Consider the following 23,915-nt stretch of genomic DNA (forward strand, 5'->3'; position numbering starts at 1 on the left):
TCAACTACAAGCGGCCTGCTGTTTTGAGGGCCAGGTATGCGTCTGCCAGAGCCGGCGCCAAGTCGTCCGGTGTTGCGTCGACGACGGTCACGCCGTGTCGGCGGAGTTGGTCTGCTGTGCGGTGGCGTTCGTTCTGGGCCTGGGCGGCGGCTGCGGCCTCGTAGACGGCGTCCGTGTTTCCGCGGGCCGTTGCCATGCGTGCGATGTGGGGGTCTGCCACTGATGCGAGCAGGACTGTGTGGCGTTGGGTGAGCTGGGAGAGGACGGGGAGCAGGCCCTCCTCGATCGGGGCTGCGTCCAGGGTCGTAAGCAGCACGATCAGGGAGTGGCGAGGGGCCGTACGGAGAGCCATGGCTGTTAGGCCTCGGGCGTCCGTTTCGATCAGTTCCGGTTCGAGTGGGGCCATCGCGTTGACCAGGGAAGGCAGGACGTCGCCGGCTGTGCGGCCCTGGACCAGGGCACGTACGCGGCGGTCGTAGGCGAGGAGGTCGACGCGGTCGCCGGCTCGGGAAGCGAGGGCGGCCAGGAGCAGAGCTGCGTCCATGGAGGCGTCGAGGCGGGGGGCGTCGCCGACTCGTCCTGCTGAGGTTCGGCCCGTGTCCAGGACGAGGAGGATGTGGCGGTCGCGCTCGGGGCGCCAGGTGCGTACCGCGACCGTGGACTGTCGGGCCGTGGCACGCCAGTCGATGGAGCGGGTGTCGTCGCCTGGGACGTACTCGCGCAGGCTGTCGAATTCCGTGCCCTCGCCTCGGGTGAGGACGCTGGTGCGGCCGTCCAGTTCGCGTAGGCGGGCCAGTTTCGAGGGCAGGTGCTTGCGGCTTGTGAACGGGGGGAGGACGCGTACCGCCCAGGGGACTTTGTGGGTGCTCTGGCGGGAGAAGAGGCCCAGGGGGCCGTAGGAGCGGATTGTCACGCGGTCGGCCTGGCGGTCGCCTCGGCGGGTGGGGCGTAGGCGTGTGGTGATGCGGCGGCGTTCGCCGGGCGGGATCGTCACGCGGTGGCGGGAGGCCGCCACTTCTGTGCCGGGCTCCCAGCTGCTGGGGGGCCAGGCGTCGCGGAGGTGGGCGCGGAGGAGGCGGCGGGACGGGTTGGTGATCGTGAGGGTCACGTCGGCCGTTTCGCCCAGGCGGGCGGAGGTGTCGCCGGAGCGGGTCAGGCGCAGTTGGCGTACCGGTGCCGCGAGTGCGAAGTCGCAGGCGCAGGCTGCCAGCAAGGGGGCGTTGACCGCGAGGATGCCTGTCCAGCTGGGATCCCAGATGCCTACGGGGAGGGAGCCCAGGGCCGCCAGGAGTGCGGCGCGTCCGGTGAGTGCCATCAGCGGGGGACGGGGACGTGGGCGAGGATCGCGTTGATCACGGAGTCTGCGGTGACGCCTTCCATCTCGGCTTCAGGGCGGAGCTGTACGCGGTGGCGGAGGGTGGGCAGGGCCAGGGCCTTCACGTCGTCGGGGATGACGTAGTCGCGGCCGGTCAGCCACGCCCAGGCGCGGGCGGTGGCGAGGAGGGCCGTGGCGCCGCGTGGGGAGACGCCCAGGGTGAGTGACGGCGACTCGCGGGTGGCTCGGCAGATGTCGACGACGTAGGCCGTGATCTCGGGGGAGATCGTCGTCTTGGCCACTGCCGCGCGGGCGGCTTCCAGGTCGGCCGGGCCCGCTACGGGGCGTACGCCGGCGGAGCGGAGGTCGCGCGGGTTGAAGCCCTCGGCGTGGCGGGTGAGGACGTCGATCTCGTCCTGGCGGGAGGGGAGCGGGATGGTGAGCTTGAGGAGGAAACGGTCCAGCTGGGCTTCGGGGAGGGGGTAGGTGCCCTCGTACTCGACCGGGTTCTGGGTCGCCGCGACCAGGAACGGGTCCGGGAGCGGGCGGGGCGTGCCGTCGACCGTGACCTGGCGTTCCTCCATGGCTTCCAGCAGGGACGACTGGGTCTTCGGCGGGGTGCGGTTGATCTCGTCCGCGAGGAGGAGGTTGGTGAAGACCGGGCCTGGCTGGAAGGAGAACTCTGCGGAGCGGGTGTCGTAGACGAGGGAGCCCGTCACGTCGCTCGGCATGAGGTCGGGGGTGAACTGGACGCGCTTGGTGTCGAGTTCGAGTGCGGATGCGAGGGCGCGGACGAGCAACGTTTTGGCGACCCCGGGGACTCCTTCTAGTAGGACGTGTCCGCGGCAGAGGAGGGCGACGACGAGGCCGGTGACGGCGGGGTCCTGGCCGACCACGGCTTTGGCGATCTCGGCGCGCAGGGCTTCCAGGGATGCTCGGGCGGTGCCCGGGTCCCCGGTGTTCCCGGCGTTGTCAGTGGTCGGGTCCATCATGGACGGCGTACCTCTCTTTCGAGGGCGTCGAGTTGGTCGGCGAGGGAGATGAGTGCCGCGTCGTCGCCGGGCGGCGGGCCGAAGAGAAGAGTCTGCAGGGCCTGTCCGTCCCCGTGGGTGTGGAGGTGGGCGGACAGGGCGGGGAGCAGGGCCTCGGGCGCGTGTGCCTGGGAGACGGGGACACCGACAAGGGGGGCGAGGCGCGTGCGGGTTGTGGAGCGAAGAGCGGCGGCCGCGCGGTCGCGGGCGTTCGCCTTGCGGTAGAGGCGGGCGCGGCCTTCGACGGTTTCGGAGGCGCGGATCGCCACGGGGAGTTTTTCGGGCACGAGGGGGCCCAGTCGGCGTGCCCGCCAGAGGGCGGTCAGGGCTGCGGCGATGAAGAGCTGGAGTGTGCCCCAGAGCCAGCCCGAGGGGAGCAGGTCGAAGAAGCTGCGTTCGTCGTCCTCGTCGGCGGCCGACGTGTCGGAGAGCGAGGGGAGGTACCAGACCAAATGGGGGCGGGAGCCGAGGAGTTGGAGGGCGAGGGAGGCGTTGCCCTGCTCGTCGAGGCGTTCGTTGTAGAGGATGTCGGGCGCGCCGAGGACGACGGTGTCGCCGTCCCCGGTGGTCTCCGGGACGCGCAGGAGGGTCGCCAGGCGCTCGCTGGGGTAGCACTCGTCCGCGTTGAGGTGGGTCGTGGTGTAGCGGACGCCGCCGAGGTCGGCGGTGCCCGCGCGCTGGGCGGCGGGCAGGGCGCAGTCGGGGGCGAGCTCCGAGTCGAGGCTGGTGGCGGGGTCCGCGGTGACCCCGGGGACGAGGCGTTCGACGGACCAGCTGCCGGGGGCGATGAGGACGGTGCGGCCGCCGGTGTCCGTGGTGGCCGAACGCAGCTCGGACTGTTGACGGTGCGTCAACAGGTCGGGGTCGGCGACCAGGAGAGTGGTGTTCGCGGCGGACGCGGCGCGTGCCTCGTCCAGGGTGGCGACGACGCGCGTGTCCACGCCTCGGTCGGCGAGGAGTTCGGCGACCGCCCGGCTGCCCTTGGGGTCGGCGGAGCGTGGGTCGAGGGCGCCGTGCCGGGCGTCGGAGCGGATCGTGGCGATCACGACGGCGGCCGTCAGCAGGAGCACGACAGCGAGGGCGACACCTCGCGCGCGGGTCCACAGCTGGCGGGCGGTGGGCGAGGCCGAGGTGGAGGGGAGCGTGGCCTCGGTGGTCATTCGGCGGCTCCCTGGCGGGCGTTGTGCGCCGTGCTGGGGGCGCTGCTCGCGAGTTGGGGCTTGGTGTTCTCCAGGTCGCGGTCGAGTTCCGCGATGCGCCGGTATGCCTGCTGGGTCGCGGTCCGGCCGCCGTATGTGACGTCGTCGAAGTCACGGGCGGCGGCGCGCAGTCGGTCGGCGTGGGCGGGCAGGGAGCGGCCTGCTTCGGCGGCGGCCTCGTCCGCGGTGCGGCCGGGGCGGACGTCGAGGAGCGCGCGTTCCTCCAGGGAGCGGACGATGGCGCGCATGCGCTCCTGGACGGCCTGGTTCCAGTGGCCCTGGGCGGCGTGTGCCTCGGCGGCGGCGCGGTGTTCGGCGGCGCTGCGGGGGCGGTCGTCGAACAGGGCGGCGGAGGAGGTGGGTTGGCGCCGTGGCGTGCCCAGGCGCCACCACAGGGCGCCGATCACCGCCACGACGACCAGGATGACGACGACCAGGCCGAGCGGTCCTCCGGGCGTCACGGTCGAGGCGCTGTTGAACAGGTCCTCGACCCAGTCCCAGAAGGAGTCCAGGGCGCGCTGGAACCAGCTGGGGTCGTTCTCGTGGTACATGCCCTTGGACAGTTCGCGCCGGGCCGCTTCCCGCGCGGGGTCGCGCGGGGTCGTCAGGGGCGGCTCGTCGTCGGAACGGGCGAGCAGCGACAGCACGGATGTGTCGGCAGAGCGCGACAGCGCCCGCACGGATGTGTCGCGGATGCTGAGCGCGGTGTGTACCGAGGCGTCGCCCGCGCCGAGGAAGGCGCGTGCGGCTGTGTCCGGCAGTGCTGACGCCGTTGTGAGAACTCCCCCCGTGAAGCCCACCCGTTCAGCTCCCCGGAGTGTTGGTGCCGTAGTCCTGGACGCCGGCCGCGCGGGCCAGTTCGAGGTCGAGGGCTTCGCGGCGGATGCGCTGGTCGATGTAGAGCAGGACGGTGACGCCGGCCGTGATCGGGAAGGTGATCATGGAGCCGATCACCGAGCCGACGCCGCTGACGATGAGGAACGTCCAGCCGAGGTCGGTGGTGCCGTCCAGGATGTTGGCGCCGGCGTCGCCGCTGAGGGCGGCGGCGAGGAAGGTGAAGGGGATGACGACGATCGCCGCGACGATGTTCGCGATGATCGTGGCCAGCAACTGGATGCCGAAGACCCGCCACCAGGAGCCGCGGACCAACTTGGCGGAACGGCTCAGGGACTTGACGATGCCCTGCTTCTCCAGCATCAGCGCGGGGGAGGCGAGGGAGAAGCGGAACCACAGCCACAGTGCGACGATGAAGCCGCCGATGATCCCGAGGATGGTGAGTGCCACGCCCGCGCCGCTGGAGCCGGCGGCGGTCACGAGGATGCCGGGCAGGGCGCCCGCGAAGACCACGCCGAAGGTCATGAGAAGCAGCAGGAAGAGCAGGCCGAAGAGGCGCGGTACCTGAGGGCGGGCGTCGCTCCAGGCCTCGCGGGTGGTCACCGACTTGCCCAGCACGGCGCGGCTGGTGACCGTCGTCAGCAGGGCCGTCGCCACGATCGCGCCGATCATCGAGATCAGGAAGATCACGCTGGAGCTGAGCATGGCGTCGCCCATTGCGCGGGTCAGCTCGTCGAGGCTGGCGCTCGGGTCGTTGAGGGCGTCGGTGCTGGTGCGGTCGTTCAGGACGAAGCCCTGAAGGAGGATGACGAGGATTTCCGTCACGATGGCGACGGTCAGGGAGATGCCGAGGACCGTGCGCCAGTAGGTGCGCATGGTGGAGACCGCGCCGTCGAGGATCTCGCCGACGCCGAGCGGGCGCAGGGGGATCACGCCGGGCTTGGCCGCGGGCGGGGGTCCGCCCCAGCCACTTCCCCAGCCGCCGTGTCCGCCGGGGCCGTAGCCCGGGTGGCCGCCGCCGTATCCGCCTGGGCCTCCGGGGCCGGCCGGTGGGGCGCCCCAGCCAGGGCCGGGCGGTGGGGGCGGTGGGGTCTGGCCGGGCGTCGGTGTGCCGGTCGGGGCGGACCACTGGCCGGGTGGCGGTTGCTCCTTGGACCACTTCGGGCCGGGGCCCTGCGGGTCCGCTCCTGGCTGCTGCGCGGGGTCGGGACGGTCTGCGGGCTCGGCAGGACCGGACGCGCCGGGTTCCTGGCCGTCGGACGGGGCGGATCCGGGCGAGGCCCAGCCCGGAGTGTCTTTCATCGTCGCTCCTTCACGGTGCCCGTCCGCGGTCGCGGCGGCAGGTTGGCAGCCATCGTGCCATGGGGTGGTCGGATGGGTACCGGCCGCGGTATGGGCTGCGCACCTTCAATTGTCCGGCGTACAAGGGGCAGACTGACCGTATGGCTGATCAGCACGCGCAATCCGGCGAGGACAGCAGGCCGATCGAGATTCCGGCGATCCGATGGGACGAACCACCAGAAGGCCCCGTACTGGTCCTTCTCGACCAGACGAGGCTGCCGGCCGAGGAGGTCGAGCTGGTCTGTACGGACGCGCCCGCGCTGGTGGAGGCGATCCGTTCGCTCGCCGTGCGCGGGGCGCCGCTGCTCGGGATCGCCGGGGCGTACGGCGTCGCGCTCGCCGCCGCGCGAGGCTTCGACGTGGACGCGGCCGCGGAGTCGCTGGCGGGTGCCCGGCCGACGGCGGTGAACCTCGCCCTCGGTGTGCGGCGGGCCCAGGACGCGTACCGGGCCGAGCTCGCCGGCAGTGGGGACGTGGAGCAGGCGGCGGGTGCGGCGCTGGGTGCGGCGCGGGCGCTGCACAAGGAGGACGCCGAGGCCAGCGCTCGGATGGCCGAGCGGGGACTGGCGCTGCTCGACGAGCTGCTGCCCGGTGGCGGGCACCGCATTCTCACGCACTGCAACACCGGAGCGCTGGTGTCGGGCGGGGAGGGCACGGCGTTTGCGGTGGCGCTCGCGGCGCAGCGGGTCGGGCGGCTCAGGCGGCTGTGGGTGGACGAGACGCGGCCGCTGCTGCAGGGGGCGCGGCTGACGGCGTACGAGGCGGCCCGCAACGGGATGGCGTACACCCTGCTCACCGACAACGCGGCGGGCTCGCTGTTCGCCGCCGGTGAGGTGGACGCGGTGCTGATCGGGGCGGACCGGATCGCGGCCGACGGGTCGGTGGCGAACAAGGTGGGGAGTTATCCGCTCGCGGTGCTCGCGCGGTATCACCATGTGCCGTTCATCGTGGTGGCTCCGCTGACGACGGTGGATGAGGGCACGTCGGACGGGGCGTCCATCGAGGTCGAGCAGCGGCCCGGGTTCGAGGTGACCGAGTTCGCCGCGCCTCAGGCGCCGGTGGCGGGCGGGGAGCCCGGAGGCGGGATTCCGGTGGCGCCGCTGGGGACGCAGGCGTACAACCCGGCGTTCGATGTGACGCCGCCGGAGCTGGTGACGGCGATCGTCACGGAGGAGGGTGTCGTGTCTCCGGTGACGGCCGAGGCGCTGGCCGAGCTGTGCGCCCGGTCGCGGCAGGTGACGCAGTCGTTGTGAGATAGCGGCTGGAACCAGTCGGGCGGGCAGAGTGGGACAGACCCTCTCAAAGGTCACGCCCTGTAGTGAAAGCCAGGGCAGACAGTGGCGACCGCCTACGACTAAGGTCACTGGCCGGTGACCTATCTCACCACTGCCTTCGCCACTGTTATGAGAATGGGATGATGTCGTTTATGAAGGGACGAGTCCTTGTCGTCGACGACGACACCGCACTGGCCGAGATGCTCGGCATCGTGCTGCGTGGTGAAGGTTTTGAGCCGTCTTTCGTAGCCGACGGCGACAAGGCGCTGGCTGCATTCCGGGAGACCAAACCTGATCTGGTGCTGCTGGACCTGATGCTGCCCGGACGGGACGGCATCGAGGTCTGCCGCCTGATCAGGGCGGAGTCCGGGGTGCCGATCGTGATGCTCACGGCGAAGAGCGACACCGTCGATGTCGTCGTGGGTCTGGAGTCCGGCGCCGACGACTACATCGTGAAGCCGTTCAAGCCGAAGGAGCTCGTGGCCCGTATCCGGGCGCGGCTCAGGAGGTCCGAGGAGCCGGCGCCGGAGCAGCTCGCCATCGGTGACCTGGTCATCGACGTGGCCGGTCACTCCGTGAAGCGGGACGGGCAGTCCATCGCGCTGACGCCGCTGGAGTTCGACCTGCTGGTCGCGCTGGCGCGCAAGCCGTGGCAGGTGTTCACGCGTGAGGTGCTCCTCGAGCAGGTGTGGGGCTACCGGCACGCTGCCGACACCCGGCTGGTCAACGTGCACGTACAGCGGCTGCGCTCCAAGGTCGAGAAGGACCCGGAGCGGCCGGAGATCGTCGTGACCGTTCGCGGTGTCGGCTACAAGGCAGGGCCGAGCTGACATGTCCCGGGACAGTGCCGCTGCGGCCCCCGGTTCGACCGGGTCCCGTCCGGAGCGGCCTGTCGGCCGGAAGTCGGCGGGCTCCCGCTGGGGACGGTTTCTCGAGGGCGGGCTGCTTCAGGGCGGAGTCCAGGGCAGCCCGGTCCTTCGGCTCGTGCTGCGCTGGATACGCCGCCCGCTGCTGCCCGTCATGCGGCTGTGGCGGCGCAACATCCAGCTCAAGGTCGTCGCCACGACGCTGCTGATGTCGCTCGGCGTCGTGCTGCTGCTGGGCTTCGTCGTCATCGGGCAGGTGCGCAACGGCCTGCTGGACGCGAAGGTGAAGGCTTCCCAGAGCCAGGCCGCGGGCGGGTTCGCGGCGGCCAAGAAGAGCTCCGACGAGGCCGCGGCCGGGACCGCCGACGACGGTCCGGCGTCGGGCGAGCGCTCCGAGCAGAACGTCATCCAGTGGATGAGCGACCTCGTCTCCTCGCTCTCCAGCGGCGGCCAGGGCGCCTTCGACGTGGTGACCCTGCCGGCCTCCGCGGGCGGCGACACCGGTGGACGCGGGCCGCGGGCCTCCGGTGACGTCAACCCGACGGGCAGCGTGCCCGAGGATCTGCGTGAGCGGATCGACAGCAGTACGGGTGCGTTCCAGAGCTACACCCGCATCAACTACAACTCCAACGCCGACAAGGAGTCCCAGCCGGCGCTGGTCATCGGCAAGCAGGTCAACGACCCCAATGGCGACCCGTACCAGCTGTACTACCTCTTCCCGCTCACGCAGGAGGAGAAGTCGCTGAGCCTGGTCAAGGGGACGCTGGCCACCGCAGGGCTCTTCGTCGTCGTACTGCTCGGGGCCATCGCCTGGCTCGTGGTGCGGCAGGTCGTCACGCCCGTGCGGATGGCGGCCGGGATCGCCGAGCGGCTGTCGGCCGGGCGGCTCCAGGAGCGGATGAAGGTCACCGGCGAGGACGACATCGCGCGACTCGGCGAGGCCTTCAACAAGATGGCGCAGAACCTCCAGCTGAAGATCCAGCAGCTGGAGGACCTGTCGCGGATGCAGCGGCGGTTCGTGTCCGACGTTTCGCACGAGTTGCGGACGCCGCTGACGACCGTGCGCATGGCCGCCGACGTCATCCACGAGGCGCGCGAGGACTTCGATCCGGTGACCGCGCGGTCGGCGGAGCTGCTGGCCGACCAGCTGGACCGGTTCGAGTCGCTGCTCGCCGATCTGCTGGAGATCAGCCGCTTCGACGCGGGCGCGGCGGCGCTGGAGGCGGAGCCGATCGACCTCAGGGAGGTCGTGCGGCGCGTCGTCAGCGGGGCCGAGCCGCTCGCCGAGCGCAAGGGCACTCACATACGCATCGTCGGTGACCAGCAGCCCATCGTCGCCGAGGCCGACGCCAGGCGCGTGGAGCGCGTGCTGCGCAACCTCGTCGTCAACGCCGTCGAGCACGGCGAGGGCAAGGACGTGGTGGTCAAGCTCGCGTCGGCGGGCGGGGCGGTCGCGGTCGCGGTGCGCGACTACGGCGTCGGGCTCAAGCCCGGCGAGGCGACGCGCGTCTTCAGCCGCTTCTGGCGGGCCGACCCGGCACGCGCGCGTACCACCGGCGGTACGGGTCTGGGGCTGTCCATCGCGCTGGAGGACGCACGGCTGCACGGCGGCTGGCTCCAGGCGTGGGGCGAGCCGGGAGGCGGTTCGCAGTTCCGGCTGACGTTGCCGCGGACCGCTGACGAGCCGCTGCGGGGCTCGCCGATACCCCTGGAGCCCAAGGACTCGCGCCGCAATCGCGGACTTAATGACGCCGGCCTGCCGCGCGGCGGCGGGGAGAAGGCCGCCACGGTGCCGGCGCAGCACAACGGCGACCAGGCGGCCGCGATGCCGTCGAGGGACCCGATCGCCCCCCGCCTGGGAGCTTCCTCGGCCCCCAAGGCCGATCCGACGGCACTGCCCGGCAACGGCGCACGCGTGGTTCCCCGGCCGGCGTCGGGCGCGCGGCGCCAGGACGACGAGCCCGAGAGGCAGGAACCCCCGAGCGACGGAGCCGGGCACACCGAGGAGTCGAGCAAGCATGGGGAGGCATCTCGTGGGCGCTGACCGCGAGGGGGGCGTCCGGCACAGGCCGGGGCGCGCGGCGGCGTACGTCGCCTGTGGCGCCGTACTGCTGGCCGGGTGCGCCTCGATGCCCGACAGCGGGGATCTGCGCGGCGTGGAGTCCACGCCGCGGCAGGAGGCGCAGGTGCGGGTCTTCGCGATGCCGCCGCACGAGGACGCCTCGTCGTCGGAGATCGTGTCGGGCTTCCTGGAGGCGCTGACCAGCGACGATCCGGACTACGAGATGGCACGCAAGTACCTGACGAAGGAGGCGTCGGACAACTGGCGGCCCCTGTTGTCCACGATGGTGCTCGCCGACGGGCCGGCCGCCGACGTGGATCGTGTGGGGGGCCGGGAGGAGACCGACAACCTCTCGTACCGGCTGACCGGCGACAAGGTCGCCACGGTCGACTCGCAGCAGTCGTACGCGCCCGCCAGCGGGGAGTACAGCCAGGCGATGCACCTCACCCGGGACAAGAAGACCAAGCAGTGGCGCATCGACGTGCCACCGCGCGGTGTCGTCATGGGCAAGTCGGACTTCCAGCGCAACTACATGTCCGTCGACAAGTACTACTTCGCCACGAACACCACGCTCGGGGCTTCCCCGCATACGGCGGCCGTCGCCGACCCGGTCTATGTGCGCCGCAACGTCGACCCCATGACGCAGACCGTGCGCTCCCTGCTGAAGGGGCCCACCAGCTGGCTCAACCCGGTGGTCAGGTCGAGCTTCCCGACCGGTACGGCGTTGAAGTCGGACGACACCACGTTGTCGACCGACGATCAGAACCGGCTGACCGTGCCGTTGAACGACAAGGCCGCGCGCGTCGGGCTGACCAAGTGCAACGAGATGGCGGCCCAGCTGCTGTTCACCCTCCAGAAACTCACGCCCACTGTGGACGAGGTCGCGCTGCGCGCGGGCGGTCGCCAGCTGTGCGTGCTGTCCGAGAACGACGCGGAGGGCGTCGCGACGCGCGGGTCGGTGGAGCGCGCCGACTATCTGTACTTCCTCGACGACAAGCACCGGCTGGTACGGCTGGACGCGGCCACCAACGACACGAAGCCGGACCTCGTGCCGGGCGCGCTGGGCGAGGGCGACGCGCAGCTGAAGTCGGTGGGGGTGTCGCGCGACGAGGACATGGCGGCCGGCGTCGGTCTCGACGGCAAGAACCTCTACGTCGGGGCACTGGTGGCGGGCGGCCCGCTCGGCGATCCCGAGCTGACCAGCGCGGGCAAGACGGCGGACGAGCGGCTCTCGGCGCCCAGCTGGGACGCCCAGGGCGATCTGTGGATCGCCGACCGCGATCCCGACAACCCCCGGCTGCTCCTGCTCAAGGAGGGCGTGGACGACCCGGTCACCGTGAACATGCCGACCGGGCTTGAGGGGCGCATCGAGTCCGTGCGGGTGGCCGCCGACGGCGTCCGGATCGCGCTCGTGGTGAAGCAGGGCGAGAAGTCGTCGCTGCTGATCGGGCGGATCGAGCGCAGTGACGCAGGCAAGGAAGGCGACCAGTCGGCCGTCTCGGTGCGCGAACTGCGTTCCGCCACGCCCGCGTTGGAGGAGGTCTCGGCCATGTCGTGGGCCGGTGACAGCCGGCTCGTCGTGGTCGGGCGGGAGAAGGGCGGCGTGCAGACCATGCGGTACGTGCAGGTCGACGGCTCCACTCCGGAAGGGCCGGCGCCCGCGGCGCTCAGCGGGGTGAAGGAGATCACCGCGTCCGAGGACGCACGGCTGCCGCTGGTCGGCTACTCGGAGGACGGGATCGTGCGGCTGCCGTCCGGGGAGCAGTGGCAGAAGGTCGTGACGGACGGGACGGCGCCGGTCTATCCGGGGTGAGGTTTCGTCCGGGGCCGGCCGCCGGGGTTTGACGGCGGTGCGTGTGCCGATGGCGTGTGCGGCGACGGCGAGTGGTCGACGGCGAGTGTGGCGGCCGCTTTCGGCCGGAGTGGGACTCCGGCCGAAAGCGGCCGTTTTACTTGTCCGGCGTATTCGGTGGCATTCGGTGCCAGCCCGCGGCATTCGGCTGTGCGGGAATCCGGCGCGGGTCCGGTGCGGGACGGAATGGGCGCCCGAGTAAGGGCCGTGGAGTTTTCCACAGGGAGTTATCCACAGGGGTGGTCGGCCGGCGCCGGCGTTGGCACAGTGGTGGGCATGCGGGGGTGGTGGCGGGACCTCACCGATCTGGTGCTGCCGGCCGAGTGCGGAGGCTGTGGGAGGCCTCGCACGGTGCTCTGCCCGGAGTGCCGTGCCGTCCTGAGCGGGACCGCACCGAGCCGGGTGCGACCGGTGCCGGAGCCGTCCGGGCTGCCGGTCGTGCACGCGGCAGCGAGGTACGAGGACGAGGCGAGGGCCGCGCTGCTGGCCCACAAGGAACGCGGCGCGCTGGCACTGGCGGCGCCGCTCGGGACGGCCCTGGCGGGGGCTGTACGGGCGGGGCTGCGGGATGCCTGTGCGGATGGCGGTGGTGTGAGCGGACGGGCTGTGCGGACGCTGGGCGGACAGGCGCGGGCCTTCGAAGCGGAGGCGGGGCGGTCGACCGGCAGTGCTGGTGCGGCGGTGCTGCTCGTGCCTGTGCCCTCGGCACGCGGTGCCGTGCGGGCGCGAGGGCATGATCCGGCGCGGCGGATCGCGCTCGCGGCGGCGAGTGAGTTGCGGCGGACCGGGACGCCGGCCCGTGTGCTCGCCGTGCTGCGGCAGGGGCGTGCGGTGGCCGACCAGTCGGGGCTCAACTCCCGGCAGCGGCTGGACAATCTCGCGGGCGCGCTGACGGTCGCTCCCGGGGGAGGCCGGCTGCTCGTGGGCGGTGGTCCGGTCGTGCTCGTCGACGACCTGATGACGACCGGTGCGTCCCTGGCGGAGGCGGCGCGGGCCTTGCGGGCGGCCACGGCCACGGGGGCTGCGGCGGCGGGCTCTCGCGCACCGGAGCGGGCGGAGACGTCCGATGGGGAGGGGGTGCAGGTCGGCGCGGAGTCGGCGGGTGTTTCCGGCCTGGAGGGACTGAGTGTGGACGGGCTGGAAGGACGGAGCGTGTACGGCGGAACGGAAGGGGAGGTGGACGCGTATAGATGGGGGACCGCGGACCCCGCGGGGTGTGGTGACGGGGCAACCCTTGTGTATCGAGCGAGAAGTCGGGAAAGCAGAGGGGAACGGAAGGCCGGACCGACGGAGGGCGCTGTGCGGCGGACGCGTGAGGTGCCGGGAATCATGGGTACCGGACGGCCTGATGACCTGATCCGTGCGGCTGTGGTAGCTGCGCCTCCGGATTCTTTCGAAATAAACCGGAACTGACTGAGAACTTGCATCGTTGCAGGTAACGAGAGGGTCAATTCACCTGAACGGAGGTACGCCGCAGTAGAGGGTGACGACATCCGTCCGGGCGAGATATGTTCGGTTGTGAGGGAAAGGCGCAGGCCATCCCTGTCATATCCGAATGCCGTGCCGCGGGTTTTGCGCAATCAGCCGCGGCCATGGGGTGGAGATCTTGCCCATGGGGGAGGAGGAGGTGGAAGTCACCGAGTCCGAGGCTTCGGGGTTCCCCGGGGCCTGGTGCAAAAGGGAGATGCTCCGCCTATGGAGCGGGGCGATCCGGGAACGGAGTTCTGCGTGGACATCGTCGTCAAAGGCCGCAAGACCGAGGTGCCCGAGCGGTTCCGCAAGCACGTGGCCGAGAAGCTGAAGCTGGAGAAGATCCAGAGGCTCGATGCCAAGGTGATCAGCCTCGACGTCGAGGTGTCCAAGGAGCCCAACCCGCGACAGGCCGACCGTAGCGATCGAGTGGAGATCACGCTCCGCTCCCGCGGTCCGGTGATCCGGGCGGAGGCAGCGGCCAGCGACCCGTACGCGGCACTCGATCTGGCTGCGGAGAAGTTGGATGCGCGGCTGCGCAAGCAGCACGACAAGCGTTTCTCGCGCCGAGGGTCACGCCGGCTCACGGCGGCGGAGGTTCCCGACCACGTTCCGGGCGCGGCGACGCTCAACGGCAACGGCCACACCTTCCAGGAAGAAGAGCCGGACGGAGTTCCCACCAAGAAGATCGGCTCGCTCGAGGTGAAGGGCGAAGGGCCCCTCGTCGTACGCGAGAAGACGCACGTCGCCTCCCCGATGACCCTCGACCAGGCTCTCTACGAGATGGAGCTGGTCGGACACGACTTCTACCTCTTCGTCGACTCCGAGACGAAGGAGCCGAGTGTCGTCTACCGGCGGCACGCCTATGACTACGGGGTCATCCACCTCAACACGGATCCGATGGTCACCCAGGCGCAATCTCCCGCGGCTGGTGGCACGCTGGGCGGCTGATCCACCCGGCTGACAGCTGAGCCGGTGCCCCTGGAGCGCGCGTGCGCCCCCAGGGGCACCGGTGTGCGACCACTTCGCGCCCCGCTTGTCACCGGAGTGTCGGTCGGGCATGAAATCATGGCCGCACCGGCCCAACCGGTGGGCCGCTGCCTTGGGTTGGCGATGGCATATGACCAGCCGCAGCCTTCAGGGGGAGGAACGATGGCGGACAGCTTCGGACCGATGCGGGACGAGGATGCCGACGGTGATGTCGTCGGCATGGGCCCTGACACGGGCTCTCCACGCAAGGAACCGATCAGAGTCCTCGTCGTGGACGACCACGCCCTGTTCCGCCGTGGACTGGAGATCGTGCTCGCGGCCGAGGAGGACATCCAGGTGGTCGGGGAGGCGGGCGACGGCGCGGAGGCCGTCGACAAGGCCGCCGACCTGCTGCCGGACATCGTCCTGATGGACGTGCGGATGCCCAAGCGGGGCGGGATCGAGGCCTGCACCTCCATCAAGGAGGTGGCCCCCAGCGCGAAGATCATCATGCTGACGATCAGCGACGAGGAGGCCGACCTCTACGACGCGATCAAGGCGGGCGCGACCGGCTATCTCCTCAAGGAGATCTCCACGGACGAGGTGGCGACGGCCATCCGCGCGGTGGCCGACGGGCAGTCGCAGATCAGCCCGTCCATGGCGTCGAAGCTGCTCACCGAGTTCAAGTCGATGATCCAGCGGACGGACGAGCGCCGGCTGGTGCCGGCGCCGCGGCTGACGGATCGCGAGCTGGAGGTCCTCAAGCTCGTCGCGACGGGGATGAACAACCGGGACATCGCCAAGGAGTTGTTCATCTCCGAGAACACCGTGAAGAACCACGTGCGCAACATCCTGGAGAAGCTCCAGCTGCACTCCAGGATGGAGGCCGTGGTCTACGCGATGCGGGAGAAGATCCTCGAGATCCGCTGAGTCCGGATCCTGAGGGTCACCCCGTCAGGCGCGCGAGTTCGCGGACGAGCGGCTCGCGCAGCTCCGGGGCGTCGACCCGTTCCACTCTTACGTCCGTGCAGTCCACCCAGCTCGCCGCCTCGACCAGTGCCTGCGCCACCGCAGGGACCGCCTTCGGGCCGTCCACAGTGGCCTGCTTGGCGACCAGGGTGCTGCCCTCGCGGGCCGGGTCCACACGGCCGACCAGCCGGCCGCCGGCCAGGACCGGCATCGCGAAGTAGCCGTAGACGCGCTTCTGCTTCGGTACGTACGCCTCCAGGCGGTGCGTGAAGCCGAAGATGCGCTCCGTGCGCGCCCGCTCCCAGATCAGGGAGTCGAACGGGGACAGCAGCGTCGTACGGTGGCGGCCGCGCGGCGGTGTCTCCAGGGCGGCCGGGTCGGCCCAGGCCGGCTTGCCCCAGCCCTCGACCGTGACCGGGACCAGACCGGAGTCGGCGATCACCGCGTCGACCTGCTCGCCCTTGAGGCGGTGGTAGTCGGCGATGTCCGCGCGCGTGCCGACACCGAGGGACTGGCCGGCCAGGCGGACCAGACGGCGCAGGCACTCGGCGTCATCCAGCTCGTCGTGCAGCAGCGCCTGTGGGACGGCGCGCTCGGCGAGGTCGTAGACACGCTTCCAGCCGCGGCGTTCGACGCAGACCACCTCGCCGTACATCAGGGCGCGCTCGACGGCGACCTTCGTGCCCGACCAGTCCCACCACTCGCTCGTGCGCTTCGCGCCGCCCAGCTCGGTCGCCGTGAGCGGGCCCTCGGTGCGGAGCTGCTTGATCACCTGGTCGTAGGTGCCGTCGGGGAGGTCGTGGTTCCAGTGCGGCCGGTTGCGGTAGGCGCGGCGGCGGAACGCGAAGTGCGGCCACTCCTCGACGGGGAGGATGCAGGCCGCGTGCGACCAGTACTCGAAGGCGTGCGTCTCGGTCCAGTACGCCTTCTCGACCGTCTTACGGCTCACCGCGCCCAGGCGGGCGTACGGAATGAGCTCGTGGGAGCGGGCCAGGACCGAGATGGTGTCGAGTTGCACCGCGCCGAGGTGACGGAGGATGCCGCGGACGCCTGACCTGCGGTCGAGAGCACCGAGGAAGCCCTGTGCGCGCAGTGCGATGCGGCGGGCCTCGTCGGCCGTGAGGTCGGTGGTGGGGCGCAGGGAGGTCATGTTCCGCACCCTAGAGCTTGGCACTGACAATGCGGCGTGAGCTGGGGATTCGCTCACCGAGGCCGCTGCGGCGGCGGACGGGGCGGCTAGGCGGGCTGCTCCCTCGGCGGCAGATACGGCGCCGTCGACGGCAGCGCCAGGTCCGACGGGAGCAGGGAACCCACCCAGCAGTCCCGGCGTACGCCCTGCTGCACGATGGCGGAGCGGAGGGTGCCCTCCAGGGTGAACCCGGCGCGTTCGGCCACCGCGCGGGAGGGCCTGTTGCCGACCTCCGCGCGCCACTCCACACGGTCGATCGACAGCTGGACGAAGGCCCAGCGGGCCGCGGCGAGGACGGCCTCGGTGACATAGCCGTTCCCGCGGTGTTCCTTCGTGCCCCAGAAGCCGACCTCGGCCTCGCTCATGGAACGCATCGTCAGACCGAGCATGCCGACCAGGTCCTCCCCTTCGGGGAGGAAGAGGCCCCAGGTGAACATCGAGCCGTTCTGCCAGCCCTCGGGGACCAGTTCCTCCGTGAAGCTGTGGGCGTGCTCGCGCAGGTACGGGGAAGGGATCGTGGTCCAGCGCTGGATATCCGGATCCTGGGCGGCCTCGTACACGGTGTCGGCGTCCTTCTGGCCTACCGTGCGCATCAGGAGTCGGTCGGTGGTGAGCGTGACGGGTTCCATCGGCCGATTCTCCTCGGGGGTTCCTCACAAGCGCCAACGTTTATGCGGTGAGTGAGCGCGCGATCGCATTTCGCACAATTCATGGGTGGAACGCGGCACCATCCGCGACCCCCGTCCGTTGTCCCCTTTGACGGAGATTTGAAGCAGCGGACGCTCGTCGCCCCCGGCAGGCTCCCGGCGCGGCAGGGTCCTCGCATACGATGGCCGTTGCTCAGCCAAGCCAAATGGAAACCGACCGTCCCAGGCCCGACCGGCAAGGAGACCAACCCCCGTGTCCGTCCTCTCGAAGATCATGCGTGCAGGCGAAGGCAAGATCCTGCGCAAGCTGCACCGCATCGCGGACCAGGTCAACTCCATCGAAGAGGACTTCGTCGACCTCTCCGACGCCGAGCTGCGGGCCCTCACCGATGAGTACAAGCAGCGCTACGCCGACGGTGAGAGCCTGGACGACCTGCTTCCCGAGGCCTTCGCCACCGTTCGCGAGGCCGCGAAGCGGGTCCTCGGCCAGCGGCACTACGACGTCCAGATCATGGGCGGCGCGGCCCTGCACCTCGGCTACGTGGCCGAGATGAAGACCGGTGAGGGCAAGACGCTCGTCGGCACGCTCCCCGCTTACCTGAACGCGCTGTCCGGCGAGGGCGTCCACCTGATCACGGTGAACGACTACCTGGCCGAGCGTGACTCCGAGATGATGGGCCGCGTCCACAAGTTCCTCGGCCTGGACGTCGGCTGCATCCTCGCGAACATGACGCCGGCCCAGCGCCGCGAGCAGTACGCGTGCGACATCACGTACGGCACGAACAACGAGTTCGGCTTCGACTACCTGCGCGACAACATGGCGTGGTCCCAGGACGAACTCGTCCAGCGCGGCCACAACTTCGCCATCGTCGACGAGGTCGACTCCATCCTCGTCGACGAGGCCCGTACGCCGCTGATCATCTCCGGCCCCGCCGACCAGGCCACCAAGTGGTACGGCGACTTCGCCAAGCTGGTCACGCGCCTGAAGAAGGGCGAGGCGGGCAACCCGCTCAAGGGCCTTGAGGAGACCGGCGACTACGACGTCGACGAGAAGAAGCGCACCGTCGCCATCCACGAGGCCGGTGTCTCCAAGGTCGAGGACTGGCTCGGCATCGACAACCTCTACGAGTCGGTGAACACGCCTCTGGTGGGCTACCTGAACAACGCCATCAAGGCGAAGGAGCTCTTCAAGAACGACAAGGACTACGTCGTCATCGACGGCGAGGTCATGATCGTCGACGAGCACACCGGCCGTATCCTCGCCGGCCGCCGCTACAACGAGGGCATGCACCAGGCGATCGAGGCGAAGGAAGGGGTGGACATCAAGGACGAGAACCAGACCCTCGCCACGATCACCCTCCAGAACTTCTTCCGCCTCTACAAGCGCCACGACCACAACGAGAAGGAACAGCCCGGTCTGTGCGGCATGACCGGTACGGCGATGACCGAGGCCGCCGAGTTCCACCAGATCTACAAGCTCGGCGTCGTCCCGATCCCGACGAACAAGCCGATGATCCGCAAGGACCAGTCGGACCTGATCTACCGCACCGAGGTCGCGAAGTTCGAGGCGGTCGTCGACGACATCGTCGAGAAGCACGAGAAGGGCCAGCCGATCCTCGTCGGTACGACGTCGGTCGAGAAGTCCGAGTACCTCTCGCAGCAGCTGTCCAAGCGCGGTGTCCAGCACGAGGTGCTGAACGCCAAGCAGCACGACCGTGAGGCGATCATCGTCGCCCAGGCCGGCCGCAAGGGCGCCGTCACCGTGGCCACCAACATGGCCGGCCGTGGTACCGACATCAAGCTCGGCGGCAACCCCGAGGACCTCGCCGAGGCCGAGCTGCGCCAGCAGGGCCTCGACCCCGAGGAGCACATCGAGGAGTGGGCCCAGTACCTGCCCGCCGCCCTGGAGCGGGCCGCTCAGGCGGTCAAGGCGGAGTTCGAGGAGGTCAAGGACCTCGGCGGCCTCTACGTCCTCGGCACCGAGCGGCACGAGTCGCGCCGTATCGACAACCAGCTGCGCGGTCGTTCCGGCCGTCAGGGTGACCCGGGCGAGTCCCGCTTCTACCTCTCCCTCGGTGACGACCTGATGCGGCTGTTCAAGGCCCAGATGGTCGAGCGCGTGATGTCGATGGCGAACGTCCCGGACGACGTGCCGATCGAGAACAAGATGGTCACGCGCGCGATCGCGTCCGCCCAGTCGCAGGTCGAGCAGCAGAACTTCGAGACGCGTAAGAACGTCCTGAAGTACGACGAGGTCCTCAACCGTCAGCGCGAGGTCATCTACGGCGAGCGGCGCCGCGTCCTGGAGGGCGAGGACCTGCACGAGCAGGTGCAGCACTTCATGAACGATACGATCGACGCGTACATCGGCGCGGAGACCGCCGAGGGCTTCGCCGAGGAGTGGGACCTGGACCGGCTGTGGGGCGCCTTCAAGCAGCTCTACCCGGTGAAGGTCACCATCGAGGAGCTGGAGGAGGCCGCGGGCGACCGGGCCGGACTCACCGCCGAGTTCATCGGGGAGTCCATCAAGGACGACGTCTACGAGCAGTACCAGGGGCGGGAGACGCAGCTCGGCTCCGAGATCATGCGTGAGCTGGAGCGCCGGGTCGTGCTGTCGGTCCTGGACCGCAAGTGGCGTGAGCACCTCTACGAGATGGACTACCTCCAGGAGGGCATCGGCCTGCGCGCGATGGCGCAGAAGGACCCGCTGGTCGAGTACCAGCGCGAGGGCTTCGACATGTTCACCGCCATGATGGAGGGCATCAAGGAGGAGTCCGTCGGCTACCTGTTCAACCTGGAGGTCCAGGTCGAGCAGCAGGTCGAGGAGGTCCCTGTCGAGGACACCAAGCCGGTGGCCGACCTGGAGAAGAAGGACGCGGTGCCGGCGCAGGCGGGCGCGCGTCCCGAGATCCGGGCCAAGGGGCTGGAGGCTCCGCGCCGTCCGGACCGGCTGCACTACACCGCGCCCAAGGTCGACGGCGAGGGTGACATCGTCGAGGGCGACTTCACCAACGACGACGAGCCGGTGCGCTCCGAGGCCGACGGCCTCACGCGCGCGGAGCGCCGCAAGCAGGCGCGTGGCGGTCGTCGCCGTAAGAAGTGACGCGGGGCGCCGCCGTTGAGACGACGGTGACGGTGCTTGCGCGTCGGTACAGCGGCTGAAAGGGCCGGGTCTCCTTCGGGGGCCCGGCCCTTCGCTTCGCTCTGGGGGGCGGCTTGGGGCGGCTGGATGTCGCGTTGCTGCGTGCCGCCGTCGCTCCTGCCGGTCGGGGCACGTGGGGTGGCCTGTGGGGCGTTCCAGTGCGTTCCGCACGTATAGAGCACGCAGACTGTCCTGCGTGTCGCCTGCGGCGGCCGTGGGCCACCTGTAAGGGCGTCCTGCCAGCCAGCCCGGCCGTGCCTGCCGGTGTCAGTCGTCGTTGGCCCGGGGCCTGCGTGGGCCGCCCAGTTCCACCGCTGTGCAGCGCCAGCGGAGGTCTCCGCCCTGTTCCAGGCGGAACGCCATGGCGCGCAGCTGGTCGCCGGCGGCGATGCGGGCGAAGGCCTCGATGGCGCCCGCGCGGGGCTCGAAGTAGCCGATGTCGCGGACGACGGGGCGGGCGCCGCGGGTGCGCAGGGGGCCGCGTTCCGCCAGCCAGGCGAGTTCGTCGTAGGCGCGGCCCGCGGTGTGGCGCAGCATCGAGTGGACGGGGCGCTGGCCGCTCAGGACCAGGAGCAGGCGGTCGGCGAAGACGTCGGTGGGGCGGGGCTGGGGGACGGCGGGCCTCGGCGGGGAGGTGTCGGCGGCTGGGAGACCTTCGGTTGTCGGGAGGCCGCGGGTTGCGCGGAGGCCGCGGGCCGGGAGGCCGTCGGTTGTCGGGAGCCTGGCGGCGGGTGGCGTCGGGACGTGTGAAGCGGGTGGGGTCGGGACGCGGGTGGCGGGGCGGGCCGGGAGCCCGGGTGCGCGCGGTGCCGGGACGCGGGGAGCGGAGGCCGGGGCGGTCTGGGGGCGGGTGTCCGTGGGGCCGGTTCGGGTGCGGGAGCCCCGTGTGCCGGGGGAGCCGGGTGGGCGGTCTCCGGGGGACGTCGTGCGGGGTGTGCCGCCGCTCGGCGTGCGGGGCGGGGAGTCGGCCGGGCGGCGGGTGTCGCGGCGGGTCGGTGGGCGGGTGCCGGGGCGTTGCTGCGTCCTGGTCATGACCTTGTGCATGGGGTCCCCGTTCGGCGGGCCCGGAAGATACCGGGCAGTAACTTCGTGGATGGTGATCTTGTACGGGGCCGTGGGGGTCGGCGGCAAGGAAGCGAGAGCCCGCTCGGGGCGGCCGGAATCTTCACTTATCCGGGTGATCGGGCGGCCCGGAAGGCCGTGGCCGCAAGGGGGCTCAGGGTGAGTTCGCGGACCGGAGTGGACGCCTCGGAGGGTGGTGGTGGGGACTCGAAAGGGGACACCCGCACGTATCCTGAAGGCCCTCCGGGAGGTGCGGGACAGCCCTCTGGGTACTCCCGAAGCCCCACGAACACGAAAGCGGTCAGCCATGCGCGTCTACGTCCCTCTGACCCTCCCCGGCCTCGCCGAGGCGTACAAGACGGGAGAGCTGGGGGCCGGACCGCTCGCCGCGTACGCCGTCACGCCCGCGTTGCGCGAGTGGTATCTCTCCGACGACATCGAGGAGTTGGAGTACGCGGCGCTGAACCGGGCCGCCCTCGCCTCGCTGCGCCTGCTCGCGGCGGACGCGGAGGCCGCGCGGCGCCGGGTCGTGGTCGCCGTCGACGTGGCCGACGGTGCGGCCGTCGCCGACCCCGACCGGGGGCTGGACCCCTCGGCGCTGGGCGAGGTGCGGATCGCCCGGGGTGTGGCGCTGGCCAGGGCGGCCGCCGTGCATGTCGACGCGGACGACGCCGAGACGGACGTGGCGGCTGCCGCGGGGGCGCTGGAGGCGGCGGACGGCGGGGACGACGACGCGCAGTTCGTCGTGGACGGGGCCGAGGACCACGAGCTGCTGTGGTTCGCGACGCAGGAGATCCCGAACCTGGTGGGGCCGGGGGACTGAGCCTGTCGCGCCCCTGACCTGGCGCTGCCCCGTTGACCTGCTGTTCTCATGATTGTCAGTGAGGGCGGGTACGGTTTTCGGCATGGGGATGCAAGTAGGGGCGCACATCGTCTGGGACTGGAACGGGACGCTGTTCCACGACAATGACGCGATCATCGGGGCGACGAACGCGGCGTTCGGGGAGCTCGGGCTCCAGCCGATCACGATGGAGCAGTACCGGACGCTGTACTGCGTGCCGGTGCCGAAGTTCTACGAGCGGTTGCTCGGGCGGCTGCCGACCGACGCCGAGTGGGAGGTCATGGACGAGACCTTCCACCGGTACTACACCGAGCACCGGGTCAGGTGCGGGCTCACCGAGGGCGTGGGGGACCTGCTGACGCGGTGGCGGTCCGCCGGGCGCAGCCAGTCGATCCTCAGCATGTACGGGCACGAGGACCTCGTCCCGCTGGTGCGCGGGTTCGGGATCGAGGAGCACTTCATACGGGTCGACGGGCGTACGGGGCCGTCCGGGGGCAGCAAGGCCGAGCACATGGTGCGGCACCTCAAGGCGCTCGCGAGCGTGGACCCCGCTCGCACGGTGGTGATCGGGGACGCCGCCGACGACGGGGTGGCGGCGCTGCACGTCGGGGCGCGGGCCGTGCTCTACACCGGCGGATCGCACAGCCGGGCCAGCCTGGAGAAGGTCGGCGTGCCGGTGGTGGACACGCTGGGGGAGGCCGTCGCGGAGGCGGAGCGGCTGGCTGCGTGAGCGCGAACCCGTAGACACGAACCCGGCCGGGTGGGCAGCGGACGGGAGCGGCGCCCCAGCTGACACGGGGGCTAGGTGCGCCCCACCCGCCCCAACCCAACCCGCCCCCACCGTCCACCCCGTCAGGTAACCGGCGCCTTGGCCCGCAACACCGTAAGGAACTCCCGCATCCAGCCCGAGTGGTCCGGCCAGGCGCGGGACGACACCAGGGTGCCGTCGACGACCGCCTCGGCGTCCTGGAAGGTGGCGCCGGCGGCCTGCATGTCCAGTTCCAGGGCCGGGTACGCCGTGACGCGGCGGCCGCGGAGGCTGTCGATCGCCGCGGTGAGCAGCGGCCCGTGGCAGATCTGGGCGACCGGCTTGTCGGAGTCGAAGAAGGACTTGAGGATCTTGCGGAGCTCGGGGTCGTTGCGCAGGTACTCGGGGGCCCGGCCGCCGGGGATGACGACGGCCACGTAATCGCCGGGGTCCACCTCCGAGAAGGCCAGGTCGGCCGGCCAGGTGTAGCCGGGTTTCTCGGTGTAGGTGTCGAAGCCCGGCTCGAAGTCGTGGACCACGAACTGGAGCTTCTTGCGGGTGGGGGCCGCGATATGGACGTCGTAGCCCTCCTCGCGGAGGCGCTGGTAGGGGTACAGGACCTCCAGGGACTCCGCGGCGTCGCCGGTGACGATGAGGATCTTCGCTGTCATGTCGGATGCGCTCCTCTGCTCGGCCGTCCTGCTGCAACGTGCCTCGGGTTCGGGGGCTTGCCAAGGGTTCGCGCGGCGCCCGTGGCCGACTCGCCCTGCCCGTCTCCCCACCGTCTCCGGGTGACGTCTGTTTTCAGACACGGCTTCAGCCCGGATGGCGTGATTCCGGCCCGGTTCCGGGCTGCGGTCGTCGTCCCGGCCCTACATCTCAGCCTCCCCTCTGCTGTCCGACCCCGCCAGTTACGCCCACCCCGCACCGTTTGCCCCTGTGCAGAACGTCAAAGTTCTCCCCCTGGTTTTGTACACATACGGCTCATGACGGAGGCCCTGTAAGGAGCGATAGCCTTAGTGGCGTGATCAGCGCGATAGCTCGCGGGGGCACCGTTGCCCCTGCCCTGCGCCCGGTGAACACGGACGACATCCGTGACCGGGC

General features: G+C 70.7%; 19 protein-coding genes. 10 read left to right on the plus strand and 9 right to left on the minus strand.

Annotated features, from left to right (window positions below):
* Positions 1–4: 4 nt before the first annotated feature.
* The 5 genes from CP983_RS26200 to CP983_RS26220 are packed head-to-tail and all read right to left on the minus strand — an operon-like array spanning position 5 to position 5,681.
* Positions 5–1,315 carry a DUF58 domain-containing protein gene (locus CP983_RS26200; protein ID WP_150502183.1) on the minus strand — a complete coding sequence of 437 codons (1,311 nt, stop codon included), beginning with the start codon at positions 1,313–1,315 and terminating at the stop codon, positions 5–7.
* Complete coding sequence (locus CP983_RS26205) at positions 1,315–2,304, minus strand: AAA family ATPase (RefSeq protein ID WP_126903288.1); 990 nt, start codon at positions 2,302–2,304, stop codon at positions 1,315–1,317. The genes CP983_RS26200 and CP983_RS26205 overlap by 1 nt, the downstream gene beginning before the upstream one ends.
* Positions 2,304–3,506, minus strand: a complete 1,203-nt coding sequence (locus CP983_RS26210; RefSeq protein ID WP_150502185.1) for a DUF4350 domain-containing protein — start codon at positions 3,504–3,506, stop codon at positions 2,304–2,306. Before CP983_RS26210 ends, CP983_RS26205 begins: the two co-directional genes overlap by 1 nt.
* Positions 3,503–4,345, minus strand: a complete 843-nt coding sequence (locus tag CP983_RS26215) for a DUF4129 domain-containing protein (RefSeq protein WP_373309892.1) — start codon at positions 4,343–4,345, stop codon at positions 3,503–3,505. Before CP983_RS26215 ends, CP983_RS26210 begins: the two co-directional genes overlap by 4 nt.
* Positions 4,346–4,349: 4 nt before the next feature.
* Entirely contained in the window at positions 4,350–5,681 is a 1,332-nt protein-coding gene (locus CP983_RS26220; protein WP_150502187.1) for a proline-rich domain-containing protein, read from the minus strand.
* 140 nt (positions 5,682–5,821) lie between these two features.
* Between CP983_RS26220 and mtnA the strand changes: the two genes are divergently transcribed.
* The 7 genes from mtnA (at position 5,822) to CP983_RS26260 (ending at position 15,143) form a co-directional block, all read left to right on the plus strand.
* Positions 5,822–6,973: an S-methyl-5-thioribose-1-phosphate isomerase gene (gene mtnA, locus CP983_RS26225; RefSeq protein WP_150502189.1), complete on the plus strand. Its 1,152-nt coding sequence runs from the start codon at positions 5,822–5,824 to the stop codon at positions 6,971–6,973.
* Between the two features lie 161 nt (positions 6,974–7,134).
* Entirely contained in the window at positions 7,135–7,824 is a 690-nt protein-coding gene (gene mtrA, locus CP983_RS26230; RefSeq protein ID WP_015659998.1) for a two-component system response regulator MtrA, read from the plus strand.
* Position 7,825: 1 nt separating this feature from the next.
* On the plus strand, positions 7,826–9,904 hold the full coding sequence (mtrB, locus tag CP983_RS26235) for an MtrAB system histidine kinase MtrB (protein ID WP_125528183.1): 2,079 nt from the start codon (positions 7,826–7,828) through the stop codon (positions 9,902–9,904).
* Entirely contained in the window at positions 9,894–11,735 is a 1,842-nt protein-coding gene (locus tag CP983_RS26240) for an LpqB family beta-propeller domain-containing protein (protein WP_150506884.1), read from the plus strand. The genes mtrB and CP983_RS26240 overlap by 11 nt, the downstream gene beginning before the upstream one ends.
* A gap of 315 nt (positions 11,736–12,050) precedes the next feature.
* Positions 12,051–13,187, plus strand: a complete 1,137-nt coding sequence (locus CP983_RS26245) for a ComF family protein (RefSeq protein WP_150502191.1) — start codon at positions 12,051–12,053, stop codon at positions 13,185–13,187.
* A 315-nt stretch (positions 13,188–13,502) separates the two neighbouring features.
* The gene (gene hpf / locus CP983_RS26255) at positions 13,503–14,195 is read left to right on the plus strand and encodes a ribosome hibernation-promoting factor, HPF/YfiA family (protein ID WP_371127647.1); all 693 of its coding nucleotides are present in this window, start codon (positions 13,503–13,505) and stop codon (positions 14,193–14,195) included.
* Between the two features lie 201 nt (positions 14,196–14,396).
* On the plus strand, positions 14,397–15,143 hold the full coding sequence (locus CP983_RS26260) for a response regulator (protein ID WP_030951627.1): 747 nt from the start codon (positions 14,397–14,399) through the stop codon (positions 15,141–15,143).
* Between the two features lie 16 nt (positions 15,144–15,159).
* On the opposite strand, the gene CP983_RS26265 is transcribed toward CP983_RS26260, so the two are convergent.
* Positions 15,160–16,332, minus strand: coding sequence for a winged helix-turn-helix domain-containing protein (locus CP983_RS26265; protein WP_150502193.1), 1,173 nt, complete (start codon positions 16,330–16,332; stop codon positions 15,160–15,162).
* A gap of 86 nt (positions 16,333–16,418) precedes the next feature.
* Positions 16,419–17,000 (minus strand): GNAT family N-acetyltransferase, encoded by a 582-nt coding sequence (locus tag CP983_RS26270; RefSeq protein ID WP_125528187.1) that lies wholly within the window; start codon positions 16,998–17,000, stop codon positions 16,419–16,421.
* Positions 17,001–17,271: 271 nt separating this feature from the next.
* Here CP983_RS26270 and secA point away from each other — a divergent pair, with 271 nt between their 5' ends.
* Positions 17,272–20,121, plus strand: coding sequence for a preprotein translocase subunit SecA (gene secA / locus CP983_RS26275; RefSeq protein WP_107905727.1), 2,850 nt, complete (start codon positions 17,272–17,274; stop codon positions 20,119–20,121).
* A gap of 306 nt (positions 20,122–20,427) precedes the next feature.
* Here secA and CP983_RS26280 read toward each other — a convergent pair whose 3' ends face one another.
* Positions 20,428–21,204, minus strand: a complete 777-nt coding sequence (locus tag CP983_RS26280) for an Rv3235 family protein (RefSeq protein WP_150502195.1) — start codon at positions 21,202–21,204, stop codon at positions 20,428–20,430.
* A 325-nt stretch (positions 21,205–21,529) separates the two neighbouring features.
* On the opposite strand from CP983_RS26280, the gene CP983_RS26285 reads away from it, so the two are divergent.
* Both CP983_RS26285 and CP983_RS26290 read left to right on the plus strand, forming a co-directional pair.
* On the plus strand, positions 21,530–22,045 hold the full coding sequence (locus tag CP983_RS26285; RefSeq protein ID WP_150502197.1) for a DUF6912 family protein: 516 nt from the start codon (positions 21,530–21,532) through the stop codon (positions 22,043–22,045).
* Between the two features lie 82 nt (positions 22,046–22,127).
* Positions 22,128–22,793, plus strand: coding sequence for an HAD family hydrolase (locus CP983_RS26290; protein WP_107906240.1), 666 nt, complete (start codon positions 22,128–22,130; stop codon positions 22,791–22,793).
* 122 nt (positions 22,794–22,915) lie between these two features.
* Here CP983_RS26290 and CP983_RS26295 read toward each other — a convergent pair whose 3' ends face one another.
* Positions 22,916–23,482, minus strand: a complete 567-nt coding sequence (locus CP983_RS26295; RefSeq protein WP_030947549.1) for a DJ-1/PfpI family protein — start codon at positions 23,480–23,482, stop codon at positions 22,916–22,918.
* Between the last annotated feature and the right edge of the window lie 433 nt (positions 23,483–23,915).

This window comes from Streptomyces chartreusis (assembly GCF_008704715.1).
In the GTDB taxonomy this organism is placed as follows: domain Bacteria; phylum Actinomycetota; class Actinomycetes; order Streptomycetales; family Streptomycetaceae; genus Streptomyces; species Streptomyces chartreusis.